The 24,063-nt window shown below is 34.5% G+C and carries 17 protein-coding genes and 1 other annotated feature; of the genes, 8 read left to right on the forward strand and 9 right to left on the reverse strand.

The annotated features are described in order from the left end of the window. The first annotated feature begins 12 nt into the window (after positions 1-12). The 6 genes from AB1J10_RS01040 to AB1J10_RS01065 all read left to right on the forward strand — a co-directional run bounded on the left by AB1J10_RS01040 (position 13) and on the right by AB1J10_RS01065 (position 8,909). A complete protein-coding gene (locus AB1J10_RS01040) occupies positions 13-522 on the forward strand; it encodes a GNAT family N-acetyltransferase (RefSeq protein ID WP_369002986.1) in 510 nt (169 codons plus the stop codon). 467 nt (positions 523-989) lie between these two features. Then, positions 990-2,564, forward strand: coding sequence for a fatty acid degradation protein FadX (gene fadX / locus AB1J10_RS01045; protein ID WP_369002964.1), 1,575 nt, complete (start codon positions 990-992; stop codon positions 2,562-2,564). Positions 2,565-2,582: 18 nt separating this feature from the next. Beyond that, positions 2,583-4,109 (forward strand): long-chain-fatty-acid--CoA ligase FadD, encoded by a 1,527-nt coding sequence (fadD, locus tag AB1J10_RS01050; RefSeq protein WP_224395891.1) that lies wholly within the window; start codon positions 2,583-2,585, stop codon positions 4,107-4,109. Positions 4,110-4,181: 72 nt separating this feature from the next. Continuing rightward, complete coding sequence (gene fadE / locus AB1J10_RS01055) at positions 4,182-5,390, forward strand: acyl-CoA dehydrogenase FadE (RefSeq protein ID WP_019469790.1); 1,209 nt, start codon at positions 4,182-4,184, stop codon at positions 5,388-5,390. Positions 5,391-5,434: 44 nt separating this feature from the next. Further along, on the forward strand, positions 5,435-7,690 hold the full coding sequence (gene fadB, locus AB1J10_RS01060) for a 3-hydroxyacyl-CoA dehydrogenase/crotonase FadB (RefSeq protein ID WP_369002965.1): 2,256 nt from the start codon (positions 5,435-5,437) through the stop codon (positions 7,688-7,690). A gap of 34 nt (positions 7,691-7,724) precedes the next feature. Continuing rightward, entirely contained in the window at positions 7,725-8,909 is a 1,185-nt protein-coding gene (locus tag AB1J10_RS01065) for a thiolase family protein (protein ID WP_107384166.1), read from the forward strand. 195 nt (positions 8,910-9,104) lie between these two features. Here AB1J10_RS01065 and AB1J10_RS01070 read toward each other — a convergent pair whose 3' ends face one another. The 9 genes from AB1J10_RS01070 to AB1J10_RS01110 all read right to left on the reverse strand — a co-directional run bounded on the left by AB1J10_RS01070 (position 9,105) and on the right by AB1J10_RS01110 (position 20,724). After that, positions 9,105-9,569 carry a DUF4188 domain-containing protein gene (locus tag AB1J10_RS01070; RefSeq protein WP_224395893.1) on the reverse strand — a complete coding sequence of 155 codons (465 nt, stop codon included), beginning with the start codon at positions 9,567-9,569 and terminating at the stop codon, positions 9,105-9,107. Further along, the gene (locus AB1J10_RS01075; RefSeq protein WP_224395894.1) at positions 9,562-10,032 is read right to left on the reverse strand and encodes a DUF3021 domain-containing protein; all 471 of its coding nucleotides are present in this window, start codon (positions 10,030-10,032) and stop codon (positions 9,562-9,564) included. Before AB1J10_RS01075 ends, AB1J10_RS01070 begins: the two co-directional genes overlap by 8 nt. Continuing rightward, the gene (locus tag AB1J10_RS01080; RefSeq protein WP_107386045.1) at positions 10,029-10,469 is read right to left on the reverse strand and encodes a LytTR family DNA-binding domain-containing protein; all 441 of its coding nucleotides are present in this window, start codon (positions 10,467-10,469) and stop codon (positions 10,029-10,031) included. The genes AB1J10_RS01075 and AB1J10_RS01080 overlap by 4 nt, the downstream gene beginning before the upstream one ends. Positions 10,470-11,292: 823 nt before the next feature. Beyond that, on the reverse strand, positions 11,293-13,194 hold the full coding sequence (locus tag AB1J10_RS01085; RefSeq protein ID WP_224395895.1) for a diflavin oxidoreductase: 1,902 nt from the start codon (positions 13,192-13,194) through the stop codon (positions 11,293-11,295). A 454-nt stretch (positions 13,195-13,648) separates the two neighbouring features. Next, complete coding sequence (locus AB1J10_RS01090; RefSeq protein WP_224395896.1) at positions 13,649-14,389, reverse strand: cyclase family protein; 741 nt, start codon at positions 14,387-14,389, stop codon at positions 13,649-13,651. A 24-nt stretch (positions 14,390-14,413) separates the two neighbouring features. Then, entirely contained in the window at positions 14,414-16,660 is a 2,247-nt protein-coding gene (metE, locus tag AB1J10_RS01095) for a 5-methyltetrahydropteroyltriglutamate--homocysteine S-methyltransferase (RefSeq protein WP_369002987.1), read from the reverse strand. Then, positions 16,654-18,495, reverse strand: coding sequence for a bifunctional homocysteine S-methyltransferase/methylenetetrahydrofolate reductase (locus AB1J10_RS01100; protein ID WP_369002966.1), 1,842 nt, complete (start codon positions 18,493-18,495; stop codon positions 16,654-16,656). Before AB1J10_RS01100 ends, metE begins: the two co-directional genes overlap by 7 nt. Next, the gene (gene metC, locus AB1J10_RS01105; RefSeq protein WP_369002967.1) at positions 18,449-19,624 is read right to left on the reverse strand and encodes a cystathionine beta-lyase MetC; all 1,176 of its coding nucleotides are present in this window, start codon (positions 19,622-19,624) and stop codon (positions 18,449-18,451) included. The genes AB1J10_RS01100 and metC overlap by 47 nt, the downstream gene beginning before the upstream one ends. Continuing rightward, positions 19,621-20,724 (reverse strand): PLP-dependent transferase, encoded by a 1,104-nt coding sequence (locus AB1J10_RS01110; RefSeq protein ID WP_224395899.1) that lies wholly within the window; start codon positions 20,722-20,724, stop codon positions 19,621-19,623. The genes metC and AB1J10_RS01110 overlap by 4 nt, the downstream gene beginning before the upstream one ends. 65 nt (positions 20,725-20,789) lie before the next feature. Then, positions 20,790-21,163 (reverse strand) — a binding site (T-box leader). Positions 21,164-21,334: 171 nt separating this feature from the next. Between AB1J10_RS01110 and AB1J10_RS01115 the strand changes: the two genes are divergently transcribed. After that, on the forward strand, positions 21,335-22,168 hold the full coding sequence (locus AB1J10_RS01115) for a ParB/RepB/Spo0J family partition protein (RefSeq protein ID WP_369002968.1): 834 nt from the start codon (positions 21,335-21,337) through the stop codon (positions 22,166-22,168). A gap of 350 nt (positions 22,169-22,518) precedes the next feature. Next, positions 22,519-23,664, forward strand: a complete 1,146-nt coding sequence (locus tag AB1J10_RS01120) for a globin domain-containing protein (protein ID WP_224395901.1) — start codon at positions 22,519-22,521, stop codon at positions 23,662-23,664. Positions 23,665-24,063: the final 399 nt, after the last annotated feature.

A 24,063-nucleotide genomic window follows, 5' to 3' on the forward strand; every position in this document is an offset into this window, starting at 1 on the left:
CTGTTAGTAGAACTGAATGAAGATGATTTATACAATTATTATTACTGGAAATATTTAGATCCTTTACAAAAAGCTAAGGAATGGAACGGACCATATATCGAAGAAGAAAAAATGGCGTTTACTGAATTCAAAAATAAATATAAAGAAAACAAATATCTTTATAAAAATGCATTACCTATCTTAGCAATAAAGTATGAAAATGAGTTCGTAGGTATAGTTTCATCATATTGGAAAGATAAAAAGTCCAAATGGTTAGAATGTGGTATTGTCATATACAAAAATAATAACTGGGGACAAGGTTTAGGTTCTCAATTATTCAATAATTGGATTAATTATCTTTTTAAAGAAACAGATGCTAATAGAATAGGTATTTCAACGTGGTCAGGTAATATTAGAATGATGAAAGTAGCAAGTAAATCTGGGATGATTGAGGAAGCACGTATACGCAAGGGAAGAGTAGTTGAGGGTGATTTCTATGACGCGATACAAATGGGTGTTTTGAGAGAAGAGTGGGAAATTTAAGAGTATTTTTCTAAATATCTAACCTGCTCTATATATGTGTTGAAAAAGTGTGAAATGACTACTTGAGCTGAATCTCATCCATAAATCCTACTAACGCGATTAATTCAAAAGTGGTATTTTAATTTTTAGTTCAGTCATCTACTGATAAAATGAATGTGTCTGGGACGAATCAATGTTGTCCCAGTTTCTTTTTATCCTCTCAGGTAAAATTTACTTTTTTGATAAACTATTTGATTTATATACCCCTCATTCAACTATTTTCATATTTTTCTTAATCCACTTCTAAAACTGTCACAGCAGATGTTGTGCGTGTTTTCACAATTCACTATAAACGTAAAATTTAAAATTTTTGCATAAATTTCAAAAATAATGGTATATTACATGTAAGGGCTTACATACATAAAGAAAGGAGATATTTATAACTCAAAACTTTAATAGTTGGATTAAACATAGATAGGAGAAACTGTATGAAAATTATTCCATTTTCAGATTTGAAAGACATCGTAAATCAAGGTGATGTTATAGCTCTGGCAGCCTTATCTACAGCAAATTTACCAGCTGAGATACTTAAAACGTTAGTCGAACAATATGATGAAGATCAATCACTTAATAATTTAACGTTCATGCTTGCAAATGATATTAGTGATTATAGAGGAGACAGTTATGATTTAGATTCATTTGTTTCAAGGGGTATGGTCAAACGATTAATCACGAGTATTATTACTGGTTCACCAGTAACGATTCAAGCAATGCAAAACAATGAAATAGAGGCTTACTTCCTGCCTCAAGGTGTAATAACCACACATTATCGTGGAAGTACGGAAGCTTTTCCAGGTCCGATTACTAAAATTGGATTAAATACAAACGTGGATCCACGTTATTCAGGTGGCAAAGTCAATTCATGTACGACTGATGATTTAGTTACTTTAATAAATATAAATGATGACACTTATTTGAACTACCGTTTTCCAGACATTGATATAGCTTTACTAAGAGGTACATATGCTGATGAAGAGGGCAATATTTACATGCAGCATGAGACACATTTAGGAGAAGGTTTTAGTTTAGCAGCAGCTACGCATAAAAATAAGGGTAAAGTCATTGTTCAAGTTAAAGAAGTGATTCAAAGTGGTCGTTTCAATCCAAATGAAGTGTTTATACCTGGTAAATTAGTAGATTATATTGTGGTGAACCGTGATCCAAAATATCATAGACAAGTGATTCAAACGTATTATGATCCGGCACTTTCAGGACATTATCAAATTACAGAGATGCGAGAACCATATATAGCATTGAACACTCGAAAAGTAATTTTGAGACGTGCTGCTCAATTTTTACTTCAAGGTGATGTCATCAGTATTGGTTTTGGCATAAATAATGAGTTATCCAATCTTTTAACTGAAGAAGGCGTTAATAATTTAGTACAGCCCAATATAGATACAGGCGTGTTTGGTGGTTTGATTAGCAGCGGAAAATATTTTGGTATGAACTATAACTTAAGTGCACGTATGAGACACGATATGACTTGGGATTTCATTTATAACGGAGGTGTTGATATAGCATTTCTAAGTTTTGCTCAAGTAGATTCCAAAGGTAATGTAAATGTCTCAAAATTTGGCAATAAAATGAATGGCTGTGGTGGATTTATCGACATAAGTCAAACGGTAAAAACAATTGTCTTTTCCGGTTCGTTAGTTGTCGGGGGTCAACTAAGTTATGAACAGCGCAAGGTAAATGTAGAACAAGAGGGTCATATACCAAAATTTATCAATGAAATTGATAATATCGATTTCAATGTTGAAAATGCGTTTTTGCTTGATCAAGAGGTGTACTTTGTCACCGAAAGGGCTGTATTTGAACTTACACAACAAGGATTAAAACTCATTGAAATAGCTCCTGGTCTTGATTTAGAGCGGGATATTCTAGCAAATATGGAATTCAAGCCGCTCATTGCAACACATTTGAATGAAATGAATAGCGATATCTATCAAGATAAGTGGGGAGGATTGTCTGATGCAATAAAGTCGGATTATCGTATTTAAACTAAGGGGGAGAAAAATATGAACTACGACTGGATTAAAACGAGAGCGACATTTGACGATGAAAAAGCCGCAGTGATTGACCCATTCAAAGGCACAGAATGGACCTATCAAGATTTGAATATTCGTGCAGAAAATTTAGCTAATTATTTACAAGATCAAGGTGTAAAACGTGGTGATGTCGTCGGTATATTCACACCTAATGATGTAGCATTATTAGATTTGATGTTCGCTTCATTTAAATTGGGTGCTGTATACTTGCCAATTAACTGGCGTTTGAAAACACAGGAAATAAAAAGTGTGATTGAAGATTCCAATGTCAAACTCATTTTTTACGCTGAGAAGCATGTTTCAAGTTTAGAAGGTATTGCAGATGATTTGCTACACATGGATATTGACTCAAAAGTATACGATGAAATAGTAGATCCTTCGCAACACCGTCCATTCAATACTGTTAGTGTGGAAGGAAGCGATTTAGCGTCATTAATGTATACAAGTGGTACGACAGGGCTGCCTAAAGGCGTTATGTTTTCATACGATTCTTTTGTAAATAACCCAATTAATATAGCACTGACTTATAAAATTAATTCGACATATACAACAATTGTTTCCACACCAATGTTTCATGTCTTAGGATTTAACGATTTGACACTGCCTCTATTAATGGCTGGCGGCACACTGATATTACAGCGTTACTTTAATGGCGAAGCGTTAAATGATTTAATGGCTCAGTACCAACCTAATTATTTAATTCAGATTCCAACGATGTATTACGCCATGTTAGTAGCTGAAAATTTCGATCTAAAAAACTTTGAAAGTATCGATTTCTTAATTCAAGGTGGTTCATCACCTTTACCAATGGTACAAAAGAAATTTAATAGCTTAGGCTATTCAATTATTAACGGTTATGGTTTAACTGAAGCACCGCTTGTCATGGTTAATACACCCGAGAATGGTGCACAGAAACCAGGCAGTATTGGTAAGCCGGTCATGTTTATGGATATATGTATATTTGATGATAATTTTGAAGAAGTAGAAGTTGGTGAAATTGGTGAACTTGGCGTTCGTGGTAATAATATAACACCTGGTTATTGGAACAAACTGGAAGAAACTGCAAAAACATTTCATGGCGAATATTTCTTAACAGGTGATTTAGCAAAAGTAGACGAAGATGGTGATGTCTATATTGTTGATCGTCGTAAAGAAATGATTATTACTGGTGGTGAAAATGTCTTACCTTCCGAAGTAGAAACGGTATTAGCAGAACACCCACTCGTAGCTCAAGGTGTTGTCGTTGGGTATGACAGTCCTAAATATGGTGAATCAGTTGCTGCAGCAGTTGTACTTACCGAAGATGACCCGGATTTTGAAGCAAAATTAGATGCGCATATGCGTGAAAATATTGCTGGTTATAAAATACCAAGACTATATCTAAAATTGACACACATGCCATTGAATTCAACGTCAAAAGCAGACAAATTAGAACTTCAGAAATACATGAATGAGAAAGCCCAACAAGAAGCAAAAGATGTTGATGATTTGAATTAAAATAAAATGCTGAAAAGCACAAAATTTTTTTACTATAAATGTAAGCGCTATCAAAAAATGGAGGTTTTTATTATGCCAACAAAAGAAGAAACATTAAAAGCATTGTACCCAGAAGATATTTTAAGTATTGGAAAAGATTTAACAGAAGGTGAAGTTAAATTATTAAAACAATTAAATGACATGTTAGAAGAAAAGTATCGTGATTCTGTCAATGAACATTGGTTAAATGCCACTGAGCCAGAAGATTATTTTGACGAGTTAGGTAAACTTAACTATTTTAATAATCCATTGCTTTTTGAAGGACGTGAAGGCGCTCGTACACCGAGTCAAATGTTCCAATTTTTCATGTCATATACGATTGCAAGATTTGATGTATCTTTAGCAACGTTGTTAGGTGTACATCAAGGATTAGGACATAATTCATTCTGGTTTGGCGGTAGTAAAGAGCAACAGGCATATTACCTACCAAAGTTACAATCGCATGAATTACGTACTTGCTTTGCACTAACGGAACCAGAACATGGCTCTGATGTCGCAGGTGGATTAGAAACAACTGCAAAACGTCAAGGCGATGAATGGATTATTAATGGTGAAAAGAAATGGATTGGTGGAGCAAATGTATCAGATGTCATGCCAGTTTATGCCGTAGATGTTGAAACAGGAAAACCTAAAGGCTTCATTATTGAACCAAGCCAAGAAGGTGTAGAAATTGAACTGTTAGAACATAAAATTGCACTAAGAATCGTACCTAATGCAAAAATTCGTTTGAAGAATGTCGTTGTCAAAGAGGAACAACGCTTACAAAATATCAATAGTTTTAAAGATATAGCGAAAGTTTTATATTCAACACGTGCAGGTGTTGCATATATGGCAACAGGTGCAATGGCCGGTGCATTGAAAGCAACGACAGATTACGTAACAAAACGTAAACAATTTGGTAAAGAAATTAGTAAATTCCAACTCATTCAAGAAAAATTGGCAATGATGCAAGGAAACTTAGCACAAGCCATGGCTACATGTGCACAGCTCGCACGTATGCAGGCTAATGGTGAATACGATGAAGTAGCGACTTCAACAGCTAAAATGATGAATTCATTAAGATTAAGAGAGACTGTAGCTATGGGTCGTGGTGTTCATGGTGGTAACGGTATCTTAGCTGGAGAGTATGATATTGCTCGTTTCTTTGCGGATGCAGAAGCGATATACACATATGAAGGTACGCACGAAGTCAACGCACTGGTTATCGGCAGAGCAATTACAGGAGATTCCGCATTTATATAAAAATTTATGCTTAAATGGTTAATGAAAAAATTGGAGGGTTTAGTATGACGATAAGAAAAGCAACAGTGCTAGGTGCAGGAACAATGGGTAGTCAAATTGCTGCACTACTTGTAAATGCAGGCTTAAAAGTTAAATTATTGGATATTGTCATTGATGAAAATGATCCAAACAAAATCTCGAAAAAGGCTTATGAAATAATAACAAATCCTAAACGTCCACAACTGTTTGATTTATCATTTGCCTCAAACTTATCATATGGTAATTTCAATGAAGATTTACAAGATGATGATGCAGATATATATATTGAGGCAGTGAAAGAAGAAGTGGACATAAAGCATCAAATTTGGGATCAAGTTAAAAAAGTAGCAAATGACGATGCAGTGTTTGCAACAAATACTTCAGGTATTCCAATTGAAGCAATTGCAGAGGTATTTGACGATAGTGATAAAGAAAGATTTTTCGGTATGCACTTCTTCAATCCACCAAGAATAATGAAATTAGTGGAAGTTATCCCAAATAAACAAACGCATTCAGAGGTTGTCGAACGGGTACAAGCTTTTGCAGAAGATGTATTAGGTAAAGGTGTAATTGTAGCAAACGATGTACCTGGATTTGTTGCCAATAGAGTCGGCACACAAACAATGAATGATATTATGTATCGAGCAGAACAACAAGGTTTCTCTATTACTGAAGTTGACGCATTAACAGGTCGCAGTATTGGTCGACCTAAAATGGGCACATACGGGTTATCTGATTTAGTAGGATTAGATATTGCTATGGCTGTGATCAAAGGATTACAAAAAATTCCAGAAGAGCAACCATTCTTCAAGGATGTAGCACTTTCTGAAAAATTAGCAAAAAATGGTGCATTAGGTAATAAAACAAAACAAGGTTTTTATAAAAAAGTAAATAAACAGCGTTATGTATATGATGATAAGCAAAATGACTATGTTGAACCTAAACAACCACAATTAGAAATTTTAGGTCGCTTTAGTAAAGATCTTGCCTCAAATTTAGATGTTATCTTTAATGCGCAAGATGATGCGGGCGTATTCTTGTGGGAAACATTACGAAATAATTTCTATTATTCAGCAGTGAATGTACCAAAAGCTGCGGAAGATTTTAAAGACATTGATCGCGCATTAGTTTGGGGCTTTAACTGGAAATTAGGACCATTCCAATTATGGGATTTAATGGGATATGAACGTGTTAAATCTCGTATGAAAGAAGAATTAGGTCAATTACCAGATTGGATTGAGCAACGCAACGAAGCGTTTTATGCTGAAGGTGAATCTATTGAACGCGTAACACCAGTAACAGCTTATATCGATTCAGAATTGTGGGATAGATCGGATTCTAATTTATCTATAGCGAATAAAGATCAACTATTATTAAAATTACAAAGTAAAAATAATGTCATTTCAAATAGCTTTTTATCTGACTTATTAGAAGCTATTGATAAGCTTGAAAATGAAGACTTTACGAGCATGGTGATTTACGCAGGCGGTAACAACTTTAGTGTAGGTGCTAATTTATATCAAATGAAGAAAGCACATGAAGACGGAAAAGTAGTTTCTGAAGTAGGTGAAGCGGTTGAACAATTACATCATGTATTTGCGAGACTGAAACATGCATTGAAACCTGTTGTAACAGCTGTTCAAGGACGTGCATTAGGCGGTGGTTGCGAACTCGTACTACATTCACCAATTGTTGTAGCGGCAAGTGAGTCTTACATTGGTCTTGTAGAAACAGGTGTAGGTTTATTGCCAGCAGGTGGCGGACTCGCAGAACTCACGGATCGCATTATGCGTACAAATCATAAAAATGATGATAAACAAGCGTCTATTACTAAAATTTTAATGCAGATTGGTTTTGCTAAAGTATCTACAAATGCTTATGAAGCTAAGAGATATGGCTATTTAAAAGAAACAGATACGGTTATTTTAAATACCGAAAGACGTATTGAAATTGCATTGAAACGTGCGCGCTATGAATCCGAAGCAAATTATGTACCACTTCCAAAATCTCAATACATCGCCTTAGGTAGAGACTTTAAAGCCTTAGCAGAAGGTCAATTAGATGCACAGCGTGTAGGTCACTTTATTAGTGATTACGATTATGAAATAACATTGAAGGTTGCAGAAGTACTGAGTGGTGGAGATGTTCCACGTAACACTTATGTAAATCAAAGATATTTACAAAAACTTGAAAAAGAAAGATTCTTAGAATTACTTCAAAATAAAAAAACTTACGATAGAATTTCTCATATGTTAGAAAAAGGAAAACCACTACGCAACTAATAATCGAACATTATAGAAGAAAGGGTGAAACTAAATGCGAGATGCATATATAGTAGCTTATGGACGTTCAGCAGCTGGTAAGGCAAAAAATGGTGCAATGACTCATGAAAGACCTGATGAAGTTGCTGCAAAAGTATTGAAAGGTGTTTTAGAAAGAGTTGGAGGTTCGTTTGAGCCTAATATGGTTGAAGATGTCATTGTTGGAAATTCATTTCCAGAAGGCTTGCAAGGGCAGAATATTGCTAGAACGATTGCTTTATTAGCAGGAATGCCAAATGAAGTACCAGGTCAAACAGTCAATCGTTATTGTTCTTCAGGCTTACAAACGATTGCACATGCAGCAAATCAAATTAAAGCAGATCAAGCGGACATTCTTGTTGCCGGAGGTATTGAACTTATGAGTGCAGTACCGATGGGAGGCAATGAACCGACCAATAACCCAATTCTGCAAGACGAAGATTCTGGGGTTTCTTATCCGATGGGTTTAACTGCTGAAATGGTTGCTGAAACTTATAAGGTTTCTAGAGAAGATCAAGATGCCTATGCAGTACAAAGTCATGCTCGTGCTGCTAAAGCACAAGCAGAAGGTAAATTTGAAGATGAAATTATTCCGATTGAAGTGAATAAAGTAGATTATAATGAAAATGGTCCAGTCGTATCGCAGGAAGTATTTAAAGATGATGAATTGATTAGACCAGATACGAATCAAGAAGCATTATCTAAATTACCCACTGTTTTTAAGGCGGATGGCACAGTGACTGCAGGCTCCTCGGCACCCTTGACTGACGGCTCAGGCTTTGTAGTCGTTATGTCAGGAGAAAAGGTGAAGGAATTAGGCGTAGAACCGATTGCAAGATTCGTAGGCTTTAAAGCAGTTGGAGTAGATCCTAAATTGATGGGTATTGGGCCTGCCTATGCAATTCCTGAAGTGTTAAAACAAGCAAACTTGAATGTAGATGATATTGATTTAGTAGAGTTGAATGAAGCTTTTGCATCTCAAACAATCGCTTCAATGAGAGAGACAGGTTTAGATACTCAAAAGACAAATGTTAACGGCGGTGCAATCGCCTTAGGTCATCCATTGGGTGCTACGGGTGCGATGTTAGTCGGCAGATTACTTTCAGAAATGAAAAAACGCCCAGATACACAATATGGTATGGTTACAATGTGTATCGGTGTTGGTATGGGCGCTGCAGGTATCTTTGAATATGTAAGGTAATAATTTAATGATTAAGTAGTAATAAAATTTTGAAATACTAATATTTTGTTAGGAATACGTCTAGGACAATTGATATGCTCCCTTCAAAGTGACATTTAAAAAATGAAACTTGGAGGGAGCATTTCTATGCCCAAAAATTATTTTAGCATATACTTATCATATCTATAGCGATAAGACATGATAAGTATTAGTAGGTTAGGTTTGTGTACGTAAGCGTTGTTTAGCAGTGTGTGTAGCTTTGGTTACTTTTTCAATTTTACGCGCTTTTCCTAAACCAAAATCTGGCATATTTATATAAATATTTTCGTATTGGTTCGCATCGACATTATAAGTCTCATGATAAAAACCTACAGCATCATTATGCTTAAGTTCTTTCATAAATCGCCGCCACGCTTTTAAATGTACAGGCATTTTTGAATAAGAAAGTAATTTTTCATTAGATTCCCAATATTGAACAATCATCACACCACGATATTTAAATAGCATTTCAAAAGATAAACAACCCAGCGTTTGATCTTTTGATAATTCTCTGAGCATAGGTGGCATAGATAAGAGTACAGGTAACCATTTATGAATTTTATGCCATTTATTTATACGAAGCCCTATTAGAAAAACTGTGACCGATGAATTGGGTATTACAGTGTATCTACCTTTATTCATGTTTTTCATCCTTCCTTTTTGAAAGCATAGCGTTAATCTCATTGATATCTTGTTGGTTACGCTTCGTTTCTATTGACCAAATGATAAAATAGACAATGGTATAGATGACGACAAAAGATAATAAAGCTGAAACTTTAAGTGGAAACCATCCCGCTAGTATTGCTAAAGGTAGCATGATGACGAACATTAAGGTGAAATGAAGTGAAGTTTTAAATAATAAAGATTTTCTAGAATTTGAAAATATGAGCGCCCCAAAGCTGAATGTAATACCAATTAATGCCCAGATGGTAACTGCGATAAACATCGTTTGTAATTCACTTAAATATTGAAAGTATAAATGACCCATTGTTGAGACAGGAGAAACTGGATGAAATGAGCTATGTGAAAAAATAGTTGAAAACAATAACGAAATTATAACTCCAATAGCAATACCTGTGATTGCGCCGTGTAATAAACGTTTCATAATTTTAATGCCTCCTTGATTAATGGTAAGTACCTTCTTGATGAATAAGTGAAATCATTATTAGTAAAACGAACTTCAATTGTGCCATTTTTATTGAGTTTCAAATAATCAATATAATTAATATTGATTATTTCAGATTTAGAAATTTGTAAAAAATAGGTGTTGAGTTGAGATTTGATTTCGTATAGTCGTTGATTCATGGTGAATTGTTTATCTGTAGTAATCATAGTTAGGATTTTATTTTCTATGCGAAATGAAATAATATCTTCTTGTTTTATAAAGTGTGTTTCTCCTTTATATTTTCCAGGAAATAATTTGGTTTTAGATAATTTGTTAATATAGTTAACGATGTCATTCACATGTTCAGTGTGCTCATTTACTTCAATGATGATTTGATTGTTGTCTAAATTTTGATTATATATTACTTTCACATCCATGCTCAGTTCGCCTCCTTCTTATGATAAGTAAAACAAATATATGTCTGGGTTACCATACTAAATGGATAAGTGGTCGTAATCATATGCTAAATGGCATACTTAACGGTATATTTAGCATTAAAAAAACCACCTCAATACGATTAACTATAAAGTAATTGCTAAGACTGTCGACAAAGTCTCCGACTTTGTTGGCAGTTTTTTATGCACGCTTTCCGCGGGCACTGCCTTAGCCTGTAGTCTTCGGCTAGTGCTATTCCTGCAGGAGTCGGCATAAATCACTGCCAATATTATAATATATGTAAATTAAGCAGTGGCGGTGTTTATTATGATGAATAAATCAATGGATAAAAGAGATCAATATGAAATGATTTCTATCTCTGAATGAGTCCTTAATAATCATTTATTACGTAAAGTCGATGCGATATTAGACTTAAAATTTGTGGATGAACTTGTCGAAGACAAATATTTGAGAAAATATTAGAAATAGCTGTCAAAAATAATATAATAGATCACTCATCTTTATTTATTGATGCTACGCATATTAAAGCAAACGCAAATGCAAATAAGAATAAGTATACAACTGATTTAGCTGAAAAGGACACACTCCATTTTCAGAAGATTTAATAATGAAATTAACGAATAAAAATTAGTTCAAGGGTAAAAGTTCTATTTGAAAAAACGATATAAATAGAAAATAAACCAACCCATCGCAAATTAATGCGAAGGGTTGGTCTATTTTCTGTACGATTAACTTTAAAGTAATCACTGAGGTGGTCGTAGGGTTAAAATTGATGTGATGATAGCGTAGTGTCTGGCGCAACTATCAATAAACATCACGTTGATATCTTTGATTTTTAATTAGTTCTGTTAAATAATCTTCTGCTTGTGCTTGATTAAAGTTACCGTGCTGAATGAGTACATTGACAAAGGATTGGTGTACACCTTTTGCCATCTCTTCTTTGTCACCACAAAGATAAATGGTTGCACCATTTGTTAGCCATTGATAAAAATCTGCCCCATTTTCTTCAATTCGGTGTTGAACATAGATTTTATTTTCTGTATCTCTTGAAAATGCTAAATCTAGTTTGCTAAGCACGCCTTGATCTAGCCATAATTCTAAATCATTACGATATAGGAAATCTGCATCAACATTTTGGTTTCCAAATATGAGCCATTGGTTTCCTTTAAGTCCTAAATGTTCTCTTTGTTGGAGGAATGCTCTGTAAGGCGCAATGCCAGTACCTGCGCCAATCATAATGACTGGTGTTTGCTCATCATAAGGGAATTTAAAATTTGGATTCTTTTTAAGATAAACAGGTAATTTATCGCCTAATTGTGTACGATCTGCAAGTTGTACAGAGCATACGCCATGGCGTTCACGATGATGTGCTTCATATTTAACCACGCGTACAGTTATATGGACGGTATGTGGGTTTACTTGATTGCTGCTGGCAATAGAGTATTCTCTAGGTGGCAGTTTTCTTAATAAGTCTTTTAGCATATCAGGTGACAGCGCGACAGGTGTAAAATCTTTAATTAAATCTATAAAATCTCTGCCATAAATATAATCTTGCACCCATTCCTTGTTTTGTACATTTGCATTTAGCATAGGATTTCCAAATAATGCAGCTGCATTATTTAATATAGATGGTGTTAATTTAGCAATTTCAAACTCATTCGTAAGTGCATCCTGTATAGTTGCACTATTGCCGCTATTGTCTATATCTATGGTTGTTGTGCTATCCCAACCCAATGTATTGATCACTTCTGCTACAAGTTCTGGATTGTTTTTAGGGATAATTACTAAACTGTCTCCAGGTTCATAGGCTTCGCCATACCCCTCTAAAGATAATTCAAGATGTCTGACTTCACGGGTAGCAGTTGGTTCAGTTAACACACTATTTTTGATGATTTCAGCATAAAATGGATGTGTTTTTGAATAAGCTGCTTGTGATTCTTCGACAACAACATCTTCATCTTTGGGTTCATTGTTTTGACTACCGGGAGATATTTGAGACAAAAGTTCAAGCATGTCAATAATCCATTGCTCAGATACTTCTTCAAAATCAAAGTCACATTCAACACGATCAGCTAAGCGATGACCGCCTAAATCACCTAAGATTTTGTCGAAATCTTTACCTGCTTGGCAGAAATCAGGGTAATCTTGATCACCTAACGCGAGTACTGAGAAGTTTAAATGACTTAAATCTGGTGCCTCATCGCTATGCAGGTAGTCATAAAAATCTAACGCATTAATCGGAGGTTCACCTACGCCATGCGTTGAGGTAATGATAAACACATGGTTAACTTTCGATAAGTCCTCTTGAGGAAAGTCATCCATTTCCCACGTGCGAACTGTAAAATCGTGTTCTTTTAATTTCGTTTCAAATTCATCAGCAATTTCTTCAGCATTGCCTGTTTCTGTACCAAATAAAATGTTAACTTCGATGGGTTCATCTGTAGATATTGTCGAATGTGACGTATCTTCTGTTGGTGCTTCAGCAGTAGTTGTGTGAATGGATGATGTTGATTCAGCTGTTGCGTTTGAGTGCTCAGATGGTTCAGGATGATCAGTATATTGTAATGGGTCACCTTCATCTGTAGAAGCATTAAGCAAATAGCCGCTTAACCAAGACTGTTGATTTGATGACAGTGTTGGCATGAGTTGTTGTATAAGTTCCAATTGATTTTCATCAAAAGGGGAATTTGTTCTATTTAATTCCAAAAAGGTCACCTCGTATTGTATTAAAAATTTATAGTAAAGCATGAACAATAACACGCTATTTATATAATAGAATTTAATTGAAGTATAACATTGATTTTAATTTTTTAAATGATAGAGATTATCATCTGTCAAAAATCCAACTTATGACCTATGTATTTATTCCATAAAAGTGGGACGGGATAGAAATCAAATATGGTATTTGATATCAAATTCCCGCCCCAATTAAGTTGGTAATATGATTTAATATGTTGGCTTCTATAAACAGCAAATGATAATGATCTGTGTAGTATCATTTCAAATCGTTACGTATCAACATGATCATACTTTAGAATTTATTTATGATTTATAAAAGAGAAATATCAATATAAGAAGTGCTCAATTTCTTATATATTATAATGGCTAGGTTTTATAAGTTTCATATTATAGAGGCGAAATGGACGGTTTCGCATCATGTTTATGGTTTGATAGCAAAGGCACGTACTGGAAATCCAGGTGCTTTGTTTGGTTTTGGACTAATAGCATAAATAATGGCACCTCGTGTAGGCAGTTGATCCAAATTCGTTAGTAACTCAAGTTGGAAAGTATCTTGACCTAATACGTAACGCTCACCGACAATATCACCATTTTTGGCAACATCTACGGAAGCATCTGTATCGAATGTTTCATGGCCGATAGATTTGACTTGTCTATCTTCTAGTAAATATTGTAAGGCATCCAAGCCCCAACCAGGTAAATGTAGTTGTCCTTCTGCATCTTTATTTTCAAAGCGTTCAATATCTGGCCACCGTTTGGACCAATCGCTACGAAAGGCAACAAAAGTGCCGGGTTCGATTGAACCATGTTCAGCTTCCCATTGTTTAATATGCTCACGCGTTAAAATAAAGTCAGCATCAGCTGCTACTTCTTGTGAAAAATCTAAAACAACAAGTGGTAATACGAGTTCTTTTAAATCAAGCTCATGAAGATAGCGTGTTTTTTCGACAAAATGTATCGGCGCATCTATGTGTGTCCCATACTGAGTCACAATATTCCAATTTTGGACATAGAAGCCATCGTCAGCAACATTAAATAGTGTAGAGACTTTTGCGCGTTCAAATTCACTAAAACATGGAATGGTTTCATCAAATGTATGGGTTAAATCTACCCATGTTGAAGTTTTTAATTGTTCTAACTGTTCCCATAGTGGATAATTCATTGATATCACCTTCGTCATTAATGATTAAACTGTTGCTGGATTTGTTGATTTACGTAATTTGTCTACTGAATTCACAAGCACAGTCAATGCTTCTCTTACTTCGTCCTCTTTACGTGTTTTCAAACCACAGTCTGGATTAACCCAGAATAAAGAACGGTCAATTTCTTGTAAAGCGCGGTTAATCGCTTCTGTAATTTCAGATTCAGTAGGGATACGTGGACTATGGATATCATATACCCCTAATCCGATACCTAAGTCATAAGTAATTTCTTCAAAATCTTTAATTAAGTCACCATGGCTACGAGATGTCTCTATTGAAATAACATCTGCATCTAAATCATAGATAGCATGAATGATTTGTCCAAATTGAGAATAGCACATATGTGTATGAATTTGCGTTTCATCGGCAACAGATGATGTAGCTAATTTAAATGAATGAACAGCTTTATTAAGATAATCTTCATGATATTCTGAACGTAATGGTAAACCTTCTCTCAATGCAGGTTCATCAACTTGAATAATTTGGATACCAGCTTTTTCTAAAGCTAAAACTTCTTCATTAATCGCTAATGCAATTTGGTCCTGTACAGTTTCACGTGGTAAGTCTACACGTTCAAATGACCAATTCAAGATAGTCACTGGTCCTGTAAGCATACCTTTTACTGGTCTATCCGTTAAACTTTGTGCATAAAGTGTCTCTTTTACTGTTAAAGGCTCTGTCCATTTTACATCACCATAAATGATTGGTGGTTTTACCGCACGTGAACCGTATGATTGCACCCATCCATACTTCGTCACTAAGAAGCCTTGTAATTTTTCGCCGAAGAATTCTACCATGTCATTTCGCTCAAATTCACCGTGTACTAAGACATCTAAGCCGATATCTTCTTGGATTTTAATCCAGCGCGCAATTTCATTTTTTAAGAATGTTTTATAATCTTCATCTGTAATTCGATTATTTTTCCAGTCTGCACGGAATTTTCTTACTTCTTGCGATTGCGGGAATGATCCAATCGTTGTCGTTGGTAAATCAGGTAAGTTAAGACGTGCATCTTGTGCTTTTTTACGCACTTTAAATGGTGACTGACGTGTAGTGCGTACACTGTCGAAATCATACTCTAGATTTTTAAATGATTGATTTTGGAAGCGATCATAACGTGCTTTTAATTCATCAAATTTTTGGGTGTCATTGTCATTAAATAATCGTCTTAATGCATCTAATTCATCTAATTTTTCAGTGGCAAAACTCAAGCCCTCTGCGATAGATTCATCTAATGTTTCATCGTCTAATGATACTGGCACATGTAATAGAGAAGAAGATGGTTGAATGACAAGGTTATTTGTAGCATTTTGTAATGTGTCGATTAATGATTTTTTAGCTTCAATATCTGCTGCCCACACATTACGACCATCTATAATACCTGCATAAAGTGATTTGTTATTGTCTAAGTCTCCATCTTTAATTTGTTTTAAGTTATAGCCATTATCATGTACAAAATCTAAACCTAATCCTTTTACAGGTAAGCTGTTTAGGAATTTTAAATTTACACGTTCAAAATAAGTTTGAATCACAAGGTGATTACTTACGCCTGCTTCGTCAAAATAGTTATAAGTAGTACGTGTAATATCTTCAAATGATGCACTATCATCTTCCACAAGTACAGGTTCATCGATTTGAATGTATTCCGCTCCTGCATCTACTAAAGACTGTAAAACTTCTTTATATAAAGGCAATAATGTATTTACTTTTTCTTCAAATGATTGTGAACCTCCCTTAGAAAGTTTTACGAATGTTATTGGGCCCACGATCACTGGGTGTGCATTCACGTTAATAGATTGTGCATATTTGAAACGCTCTAATAATACGTTGTCATTCAATTTTGGCTCTACGTTGTCCCATTCAGGTACAATATAATGATAATTTGTGTTGAACCATTTGATCAATGCACTTGCAACATGTTCTTTATTACCTCTGGCAATGTCGAATAATAAATCATTGTCTAATGTTCTGCCTTGGAAACGTTCTGGAATAATATTGAATAATAAAGATGTATCAAGAATATGATCATAAAGAGAGAAATCTCCGACAGGGACACTTGTTAAATTATAATTCTTTTGTAGCAATAAATTCTCTTTATGCAAGTCTGTTAATTGTTGATTTAATGTAGGGGCATCTATTTTATTAGCCCAGTAACTTTCTATTGCTTTTTTCCATTCTCTTTTTCTACCTAATCTTGGGAAACCTAAATTTGATGTTTGAATTGTCATAATATTGCCTCCTGTTTACTTGAAGTAATTGATTGTGAATATGATGCAAGTGCTAAAGTGTAATCTACTTTCTGGAACGGTGTAATTAAATATAAACCGTTAAAATATTTATGGACGGTATCTATAAGTTCCTTAGAAAGCTTAAGGCTTAATGCTTTCGTTTTTTCTTTATCATCTTTAACAGCTTCAAATTGTTCTAAAAAGTCTTCGGACAGTTTAATACCAGGCACTTCGTTGTGTAAAAATAGTGCATTATTATAGCTAGTGACTGGCATAATGCCAATAAAGAATGGTACGTCCAAATGTTTGGTTGCTTCATATATTTCTTCGATTTTTTCGGTGCTATAAACTGGCTGTGTTATAAAGTAGTGTGTGCCACTTTCTATTTTTTTCTCAGCACGTTTGACTGAACCTTCGAGTTTACGAACATTCGGATCAAAAGCACCTGCGATGTTGAAATTTGTTTTCGTCTTCAGCGCATCACCATCAGTGTTAATACCTTCGTTAAAGCGTAATGCAATTTCTGTTAAACCTTTGGAATTCACATCGTAAACATTCGTTGCTCCTGGCAAGTGACCAATTTTTGATGGATCACCTGTAATGGCTAATATTTCATTCACATTTAGTAAGGATAAGCCTAATAAATGTGATTGCAATCCAATGAGATTACGGTCGCGGCAAGTAATGTGAACGAGCGGTTCAATATTATATTGTTGTTTGATAATACTCGCTGCTGCAACATTACTGATACGCACAGTGGCTAAGGAGTTATCTGCTAAGGTCACCGCATCAATTTGAGCATCGTAGAGTTTTTTGATATTTCTGAAAAATGTTTTTGTATCTAAGTGCTTTGGCGTGTCTAATTCTACTATAATCGTAGGTCGTGCTTTAACTTTAGTTGTTAAATTTTGTTGCTGTGTATTGGCATGTGAAGGGCTATTGTATTTTTTTATAGGGATTACATTTTTACTGGATACCGGTTTGAGATTGGCTACTGAGGACTTAATGTATTGAATATGTTCTGGTGTAGTCCCGCAACATCCCCCGATAATCCTAACGCCTTCTTTAATCAATTGTTCCGCCACTTTACCAAAGTATTCGGCATTGTCACTATATTTAAATCGACTATTTTCAATATCTAATAAACTTGCATTGGGATAGCAAGATAAATACGCATTGTCAGGTAATTCAATATGTGAAAAAGATTGCTGCATGTGATGAGGACCATGGTGACAATTGAGTCCAACGATATCAGCGCCACTGTCAACAACCCGTTGTAAAGCTGTATTAATTTCTGTACCATCTCTTAAATAATTTGTGTTTAAAGCAGTTAATTGAGCAATGATAGGAATATGATGTTTTCGTTTTGTAGCTTTAATAATATTAGTAAGCTCTTCTAAATCATAATAGGTTTCAAAAAGTAAACCATCGACACCTTCTTCAACTAAAGTATCTACTTGGATTTCGGTATGATATTGAATGGTTTCTAAACCTAAATCTTCTTGTTTCACACCTCGAAACCCACCGACAGTACCTAATATAAATGTTTCGTCATTAGCTGCTTTTTTGGCAATTTGTACTGCAGCTTTGTGTATTTCTTTAACTTTGTGTTCTAAACCAAATACTTTTAATTTTTCAAAGTTTGCACCATAAGTATTGGTCTGAATAATATCAGCACCAGATTCAATGTAGGAGCGGTGTATCCGTTCTATTTTGTCAGGGTGGGTTAAATTATATGCTTCTGGACAAGTATCTAAACCATCAGAATATAGAATGGTTCCCATTGCACCATCAGCGACTAAAATGTTCTGTTTCAGTTTGTTGATGAGTTGACTCATTGAAAGCCTCCTTCAGTGCGTAGTTTAAATCAGCAATTAATTCGTCAGCATTTTCTAAGCCCACACTTAATCTGAATAATCCAAACGTTATATTGCGTGCTTCACGAACTTCTTTTGGTACAGCAGCATGAGACATAGTAGCAGGGTGAGATAAAATAGTCTCGACACCACCCAAACTTACAGAAACAAGTGGCAGTGTGAGTGCATCTACAAAGGCTTGTGCCTTCGATTCATCTTTAAGCCTTAAACCTAAAACAGCACCACCATGTTTTGCTTGAGACAAGTGTAACTTGTCATTTCCCGGGTAATAAACTTCTGCAATTTCTTCACGCTGCGATAAGAAATCATAAACTTTCTGTGCATTTTCCACAGATTGATTGAAACGTACAGACAATGTTTTTAAGTGTTGTGCTAACGTCCAGCAATCATGTGCAGATAGTGCAGTTCCAGTACCGTTTTGTAATAGATAAAGTGCGTCTGCTACTGCTTTATTGTTTGTGATAGCAGCGCCAGCAATAATATCACTATGGCCACCCAAGAATTTTGTAGCACTATGTACGACGATATCTGCACCTAAAGCTAAAGGTGACTGACCAAGTGGCGTCATAAATGTATTATCAACAGCGAGTAATAGTTCGTGTTGTTGTGTAATACGAGAGACGCCTTTAATATCAGTGATTTTAAATAATGGATTAGATGGTGTTTCAATATAAACTAGTTTTGTATTTGATTGAATAGATTCCTCGATTTCTTGTAATCGCGTTGTGTCTACTGTCGTAAACTGAATATTAAAACGTGTTAAGATTTGTTCTGTTAATCTGAAAGTACCACCATAGACATCATCGGGTAGGATGACATGATCACCTGCATTTAATGTAAGCAGTACAGCTGAAATAGCTGCAATACCTGATGCGTAAGCAAATGCGTAATCGCCGCCTTCAAGTGCTGCTAATTTTTCTTCTAACAAAGCACGATTAGGGTTGCCACTTCGCGCATAATCATATTTAGCATCGCCACCTAAAACTTTTTGATGAAATGTCGAAGAAGCATATAATGGTGGGTTAGCTGAATCGTATTCAACACCTCTTTGTGCGTCAAATATCACTTCTGTTTCTTTTGATAAACTCATATAATCACGCTTTCTTTAGATTTTTCTAATGCTTGTATAATGTCTTGTTCAATATCTTCGTAATCTTCAACACCGATGGATAATCTTAGTAAATGTTCATCAATGCCTCGTTTTTCTTTTTCTTCATCTGGCATATCAACGTGTGTTTGAGTATATGGAAATGTTATAAATGTTTCTGTTCCGCCTAAACTTTCTGCAAAGATACATACTTTTAAGTTTTCTAAAAATTTATCGGCTTTATAATTTTTATTTAAACGTAGACTCATCATTCCTGTTCGACCACAATATAAGACTTGGTCAATGCCTTTTAAGTTATAACATCGTTTGGCTAATAATTGAGCATTATATTCTGAACGATCCATTCTTAAGTGCAATGTCTTTAAACCACGTTGTAGTAAGTAGCTGTCAAAAGGTGATAAAGTTGCACCAATCATGTTATGAAATTCACCTAATTTTTCAGCCAAAATTTCGTCTTTAACTGTCACTACACCAGCAAGTACATCATTATGACCACCTATGTATTTCGTAGCAGAATGTAATACAATATCTGCACCATCTTCAAGTGGTGTTGAGAGATATGGTGTTAAAAAAGTGTTGTCTATAATCGTCAATAAGTGATGTTTTTTACTTAAAATATAATATGGATCAACATCTACTTCTTGCATTTGCGGATTTGAAATCGTTTCTATAAATAGTGCTTTGGTATTTTCTGTAATGTTTTCTTTGACTGTTTCATAGTTTAAGAAATCTACATATTTGAAATGTACACCGTATTGTTGCTCATAAAAATCAAATAGTCTAAATGTGCCACCATAAAGGTCGAATGAAACGAGTATTTCATCGCCAGCTTTAAATAAATTACATATTAATTGTATGGCTGCCATGCCACTTGCAGTTGCAAATGAAGCAGTACCACGTTCTAACTTAGCAAATGATTCTTCAAAAGCTGAACGGGTAGGATTTTTAGTTCTTGTATAATCAAAACCAGTTGATGTTCCTAAATGAGGATGCTGATATGCTGTTGATAAATAGATTGGATTTGCAATCGCTCCTGTTGCATCTTGTGTCAGTGCAATTTGTGATAACTCAGTATTTTTCATAATACAGATAACCTCCTTTAAAAAATAAAAAAAGCTTCCGTCCTTTAAACCCGACTCAATCGGATGTAAAGGACGAAAGCTTAGCTCGCGGTACCACCTTTGTTCATTACTTTATCACTAAAGTAACCTTATCCAGTACGCCAAATTGCATTAATTATTTGTACTGAACTTGCGCTACCGTAATATGTTCAAATAAAAAACTCACTGCCACTGAAAGTGAAATGAGTATTAACGACATATGCAACGCTTGGAATAATCCAGTACGCCATTAAACAAAATGTTAATACTGTATCGCTATAACGGGCGATCCCGTTGACACCTCATATTGGCATCAACACTCAAAGGCCATTTTCAAACTTTCTTTCTGTGTCTTCTTTCAGCAGGTGAAGACTCTCTGTGTCAGCAGTGTAAGTTCTACTTTCCTTATTACTGTGTGTTGCTATTTCAAATTTGTTATCACTTAGATTACACATTAAAATAACTTTTGTCAACAACTTATCTGAAAATTTTGATTTAACCGATAATTTAAAATAATATTTTTCATTGTTACTGTGATGATATACTATGTTTAACTAAAAAAATTATTTTATTTAAGAAAGTAGGTGTAAAAATGAATGATTCTATAGATGAACGACTCAAAGTAGACAACAATGCGCACGTAAAAGAAATTGCAATTAACAGCATTAAACCTAATCCTTATCAACCTAGAAAAACATTTGATCAAGAACGTTTAGAAGATTTAGCTGAGTCGATAAAACTTCATGGTATTTTACAGCCTATCGTGTTACGAAAAACAATATCTGGTTATAGCATTGTAGTTGGAGAGCGACGTTATCGAGCTTCAAAACTAGCAGGATCAACGACAATACCAGCTATTGTAAAAGTGCTATCTGATGAAGACATGATGGAACTCGCTGTGATTGAAAATTTGCAGCGCGAAGATTTAAATGCGATTGAAGAAGCAGAAAGTTATCGTAAGCTAATGGATGATTTAGAGCTGACTCAACAAGAAGTTGCACAGCGATTAAGTAAATCTAGACCTTATATTGCCAACATGTTGCGTTTACTACAATTGCCTAAGGAAATTACTCAAATGGTTAAAGATAATAAATTATCAGGTGCACATGGACGTACATTATTAGGGATAAAAGATAAACAAAAGATGAAAAGCATTGCTGAGCAAGCCTTCCAGGAGTCTTGGAGTGTACGTACATTAGAACAGTATGTAAATGAAAACAATGAAGATAAAAAAAAGATTATAGAGAAACAACAAGCAACTAAAAAACCAAAGTTTATTCAACAGCAAGAGCGACAACTCAAAGAACAATATGGTTCATCTGTGACGATTTCTAACAAAAATAAAAAAGGTTATATCACCTTTGAATTTAAATCCGAAACGGAGTTCAGAAGGTTGATACACCAATTGAATGAGAAATATAATTAAAATAGAATTTTTACTTGTTAATTAATAAGTGTAAAGTATTTTTAAAACAAATTAATAAGAGTAAATAAAAAAGTTAAAACCACAAGCCAACCCATTTATCGTCTGGTGCATGTGGTTTTTAATTTTTGCTAAAACTAATTTCTGAAAAAATATATTTATTTTAAATTATATTATGAATGAAAGTAAGCGATATTTTCCTATATGTTGTCTTTTAAAAAATTGTTAATCATAAAATAGTTACAAATTAATGAATATTGAATGTGAAAATTATGTGAAATAAAACACATTCTCTTGTAAGTAAACGAATGGCGTACAATAATGGAGGTGAAGGAATAACTAGGAGGGGTTTTATGTTAAATCAAGAAGAAATACAGACTATAAGAGAAACGGTACCATTATTAAAAGATAAAGGGCAGACAATAACATCAACTTTCTATAAAAGATTATTTGAACAGCATCCTGAATTGAAAAATATATTTAATCAGACTAACCAAAAAAGAGGATTACAATCTTCTGCATTGGCGATGGCAGTGTTAGCAGCGGCAGAAAATATCGAAGACTTATCACCGATTGTTCCCGCAATTATGCCTGTGGTTTACAAACATTGTGCTTTACAAGTAAAAGCTGAGCATTATCCAATCGTTGGTGAAAATTTAATTTGGGCAATTCAACAAGAGACTGGTTTAAAAGAAGACGACCCAATTATCCAAACATGGATTAAAGCATATGGAGAAATTGCTGATGCATTTATCGGCTTAGAAAAAGAAGTATACAGTAAAATGGCTTGGGATGGTTTTAAACCATTTACCGTAACAAATATCAATGATGAAACTGAAATAATTAAATCATTCACAGTAACATCAGAGGACATTGATTTAAGTCAATTTGTGCCTGGGCAATATATTACTGTAGATATATCTAGTGAGAAGTTGCCATACAGAGCTAAAAGACATTATTCTATTGTAGATGGGGACAAAGATTTCTTAACATTCGGTGTACGTAGAGACGTTACGGAAGAACATGAAGGAGAAGTATCTACAGTGCTACACGATGAAGTGAACGTTGGCGACACGCTATTGCTATCTGCACCAGTAGGTGGATTTGGATTGGCAAACAAAGATAATAAACAATTATTCTTAGGCTCTGGCGTAGGTGTTACACCTCTCGTTTCAATGTATAAAGAAGCGGTTGATGCTGGTTTAACTTCAACATTCCTTCAATCAACATCTGATGCTCAAAATGTAGCATTTGAAGAAAATTTAGAAGCAATCACAGCACAATCTTCAGTAGCACAATTTGATAAACATTTCCGTGATCAAGACGGATTTATAGACGCTGAACAATTAAAACAATACCTTGATGGTGAAACAGAAGTTTATGTATGTGGTGGTAATTCATTCTTAAAAGCTATGATTCAAGAATTACAAAAATTAGAAGTACCAATGGAGCATATTCATTTTGAAACATTTATCCCAAGATTGAGTTTTTCAGTGTAATTTAACTCGGTTTACACATTATATATAGATTCAAAAAATATTAAAAAATAGACATGGTATTTTATTTATCTAATGAATCTCAAAAGTTGTATTTTGGTTTAGTATCATATTCCAAAGGCTTGTTTCCTAAATTATTTAGGAAACAAGCCTTTTAATTTAGTGCTTTCATTATCAAAAAAGTATATATTTTTTGAATAGATTGTTCCAGTTGAAAAAAATCACCAAAACTTTCTCCATAAGATATCTTATATATTTTGAACAACTCTTTTAATATTTATAAATGAGTAATACAATATAATAGAAGAATTAAAATTTTGGAGGGATACCCAAGTCTGGCTTAAGGGAAATTAATAGATAATATTAATTAGAAGCATCTTGCTTGCGTTGGTTCGAATACTT

Source organism: Staphylococcus cohnii species complex 1663 (assembly GCF_041008415.1).
In the GTDB taxonomy this organism is placed as follows: Bacteria; Bacillota; Bacilli; order Staphylococcales; family Staphylococcaceae; genus Staphylococcus; species Staphylococcus ureilyticus.

Bases quoted from the DNA above. Each gene is read 5' to 3' on its own strand.
- fadX (WP_369002964.1), top strand. From the start codon at position 990: ATGAAAATTATTCCATTTTCAGATTTGAAAGACATCGTAAATCAAGGT.
- fadD (WP_224395891.1), top strand. From the start codon at position 2,583: ATGAACTACGACTGGATTAAAACGAGAGCGACATTTGACGATGAAAAA.
- fadE (WP_019469790.1), top strand. From the start codon at position 4,182: ATGCCAACAAAAGAAGAAACATTAAAAGCATTGTACCCAGAAGATATT.
- fadB (WP_369002965.1), top strand. From the start codon at position 5,435: ATGACGATAAGAAAAGCAACAGTGCTAGGTGCAGGAACAATGGGTAGT.
- AB1J10_RS01065 (WP_107384166.1), top strand. From the start codon at position 7,725: ATGCGAGATGCATATATAGTAGCTTATGGACGTTCAGCAGCTGGTAAG.
- AB1J10_RS01070 (WP_224395893.1), bottom strand. From the start codon at position 9,569: ATGAATAAAGGTAGATACACTGTAATACCCAATTCATCGGTCACAGTT.
- AB1J10_RS01075 (WP_224395894.1), bottom strand. From the start codon at position 10,032: ATGAAACGTTTATTACACGGCGCAATCACAGGTATTGCTATTGGAGTT.
- AB1J10_RS01080 (WP_107386045.1), bottom strand. From the start codon at position 10,469: ATGGATGTGAAAGTAATATATAATCAAAATTTAGACAACAATCAAATC.
- AB1J10_RS01090 (WP_224395896.1), bottom strand. From the start codon at position 14,389: ATGAATTATCCACTATGGGAACAGTTAGAACAATTAAAAACTTCAACA.
- AB1J10_RS01100 (WP_369002966.1), bottom strand. From the start codon at position 18,495: ATGAGTCAACTCATCAACAAACTGAAACAGAACATTTTAGTCGCTGAT.
- metC (WP_369002967.1), bottom strand. From the start codon at position 19,624: ATGAGTTTATCAAAAGAAACAGAAGTGATATTTGACGCACAAAGAGGT.
- AB1J10_RS01110 (WP_224395899.1), bottom strand. From the start codon at position 20,724: ATGAAAAATACTGAGTTATCACAAATTGCACTGACACAAGATGCAACA.
- AB1J10_RS01115 (WP_369002968.1), top strand. From the start codon at position 21,335: ATGAATGATTCTATAGATGAACGACTCAAAGTAGACAACAATGCGCAC.
- AB1J10_RS01120 (WP_224395901.1), top strand. From the start codon at position 22,519: ATGTTAAATCAAGAAGAAATACAGACTATAAGAGAAACGGTACCATTA.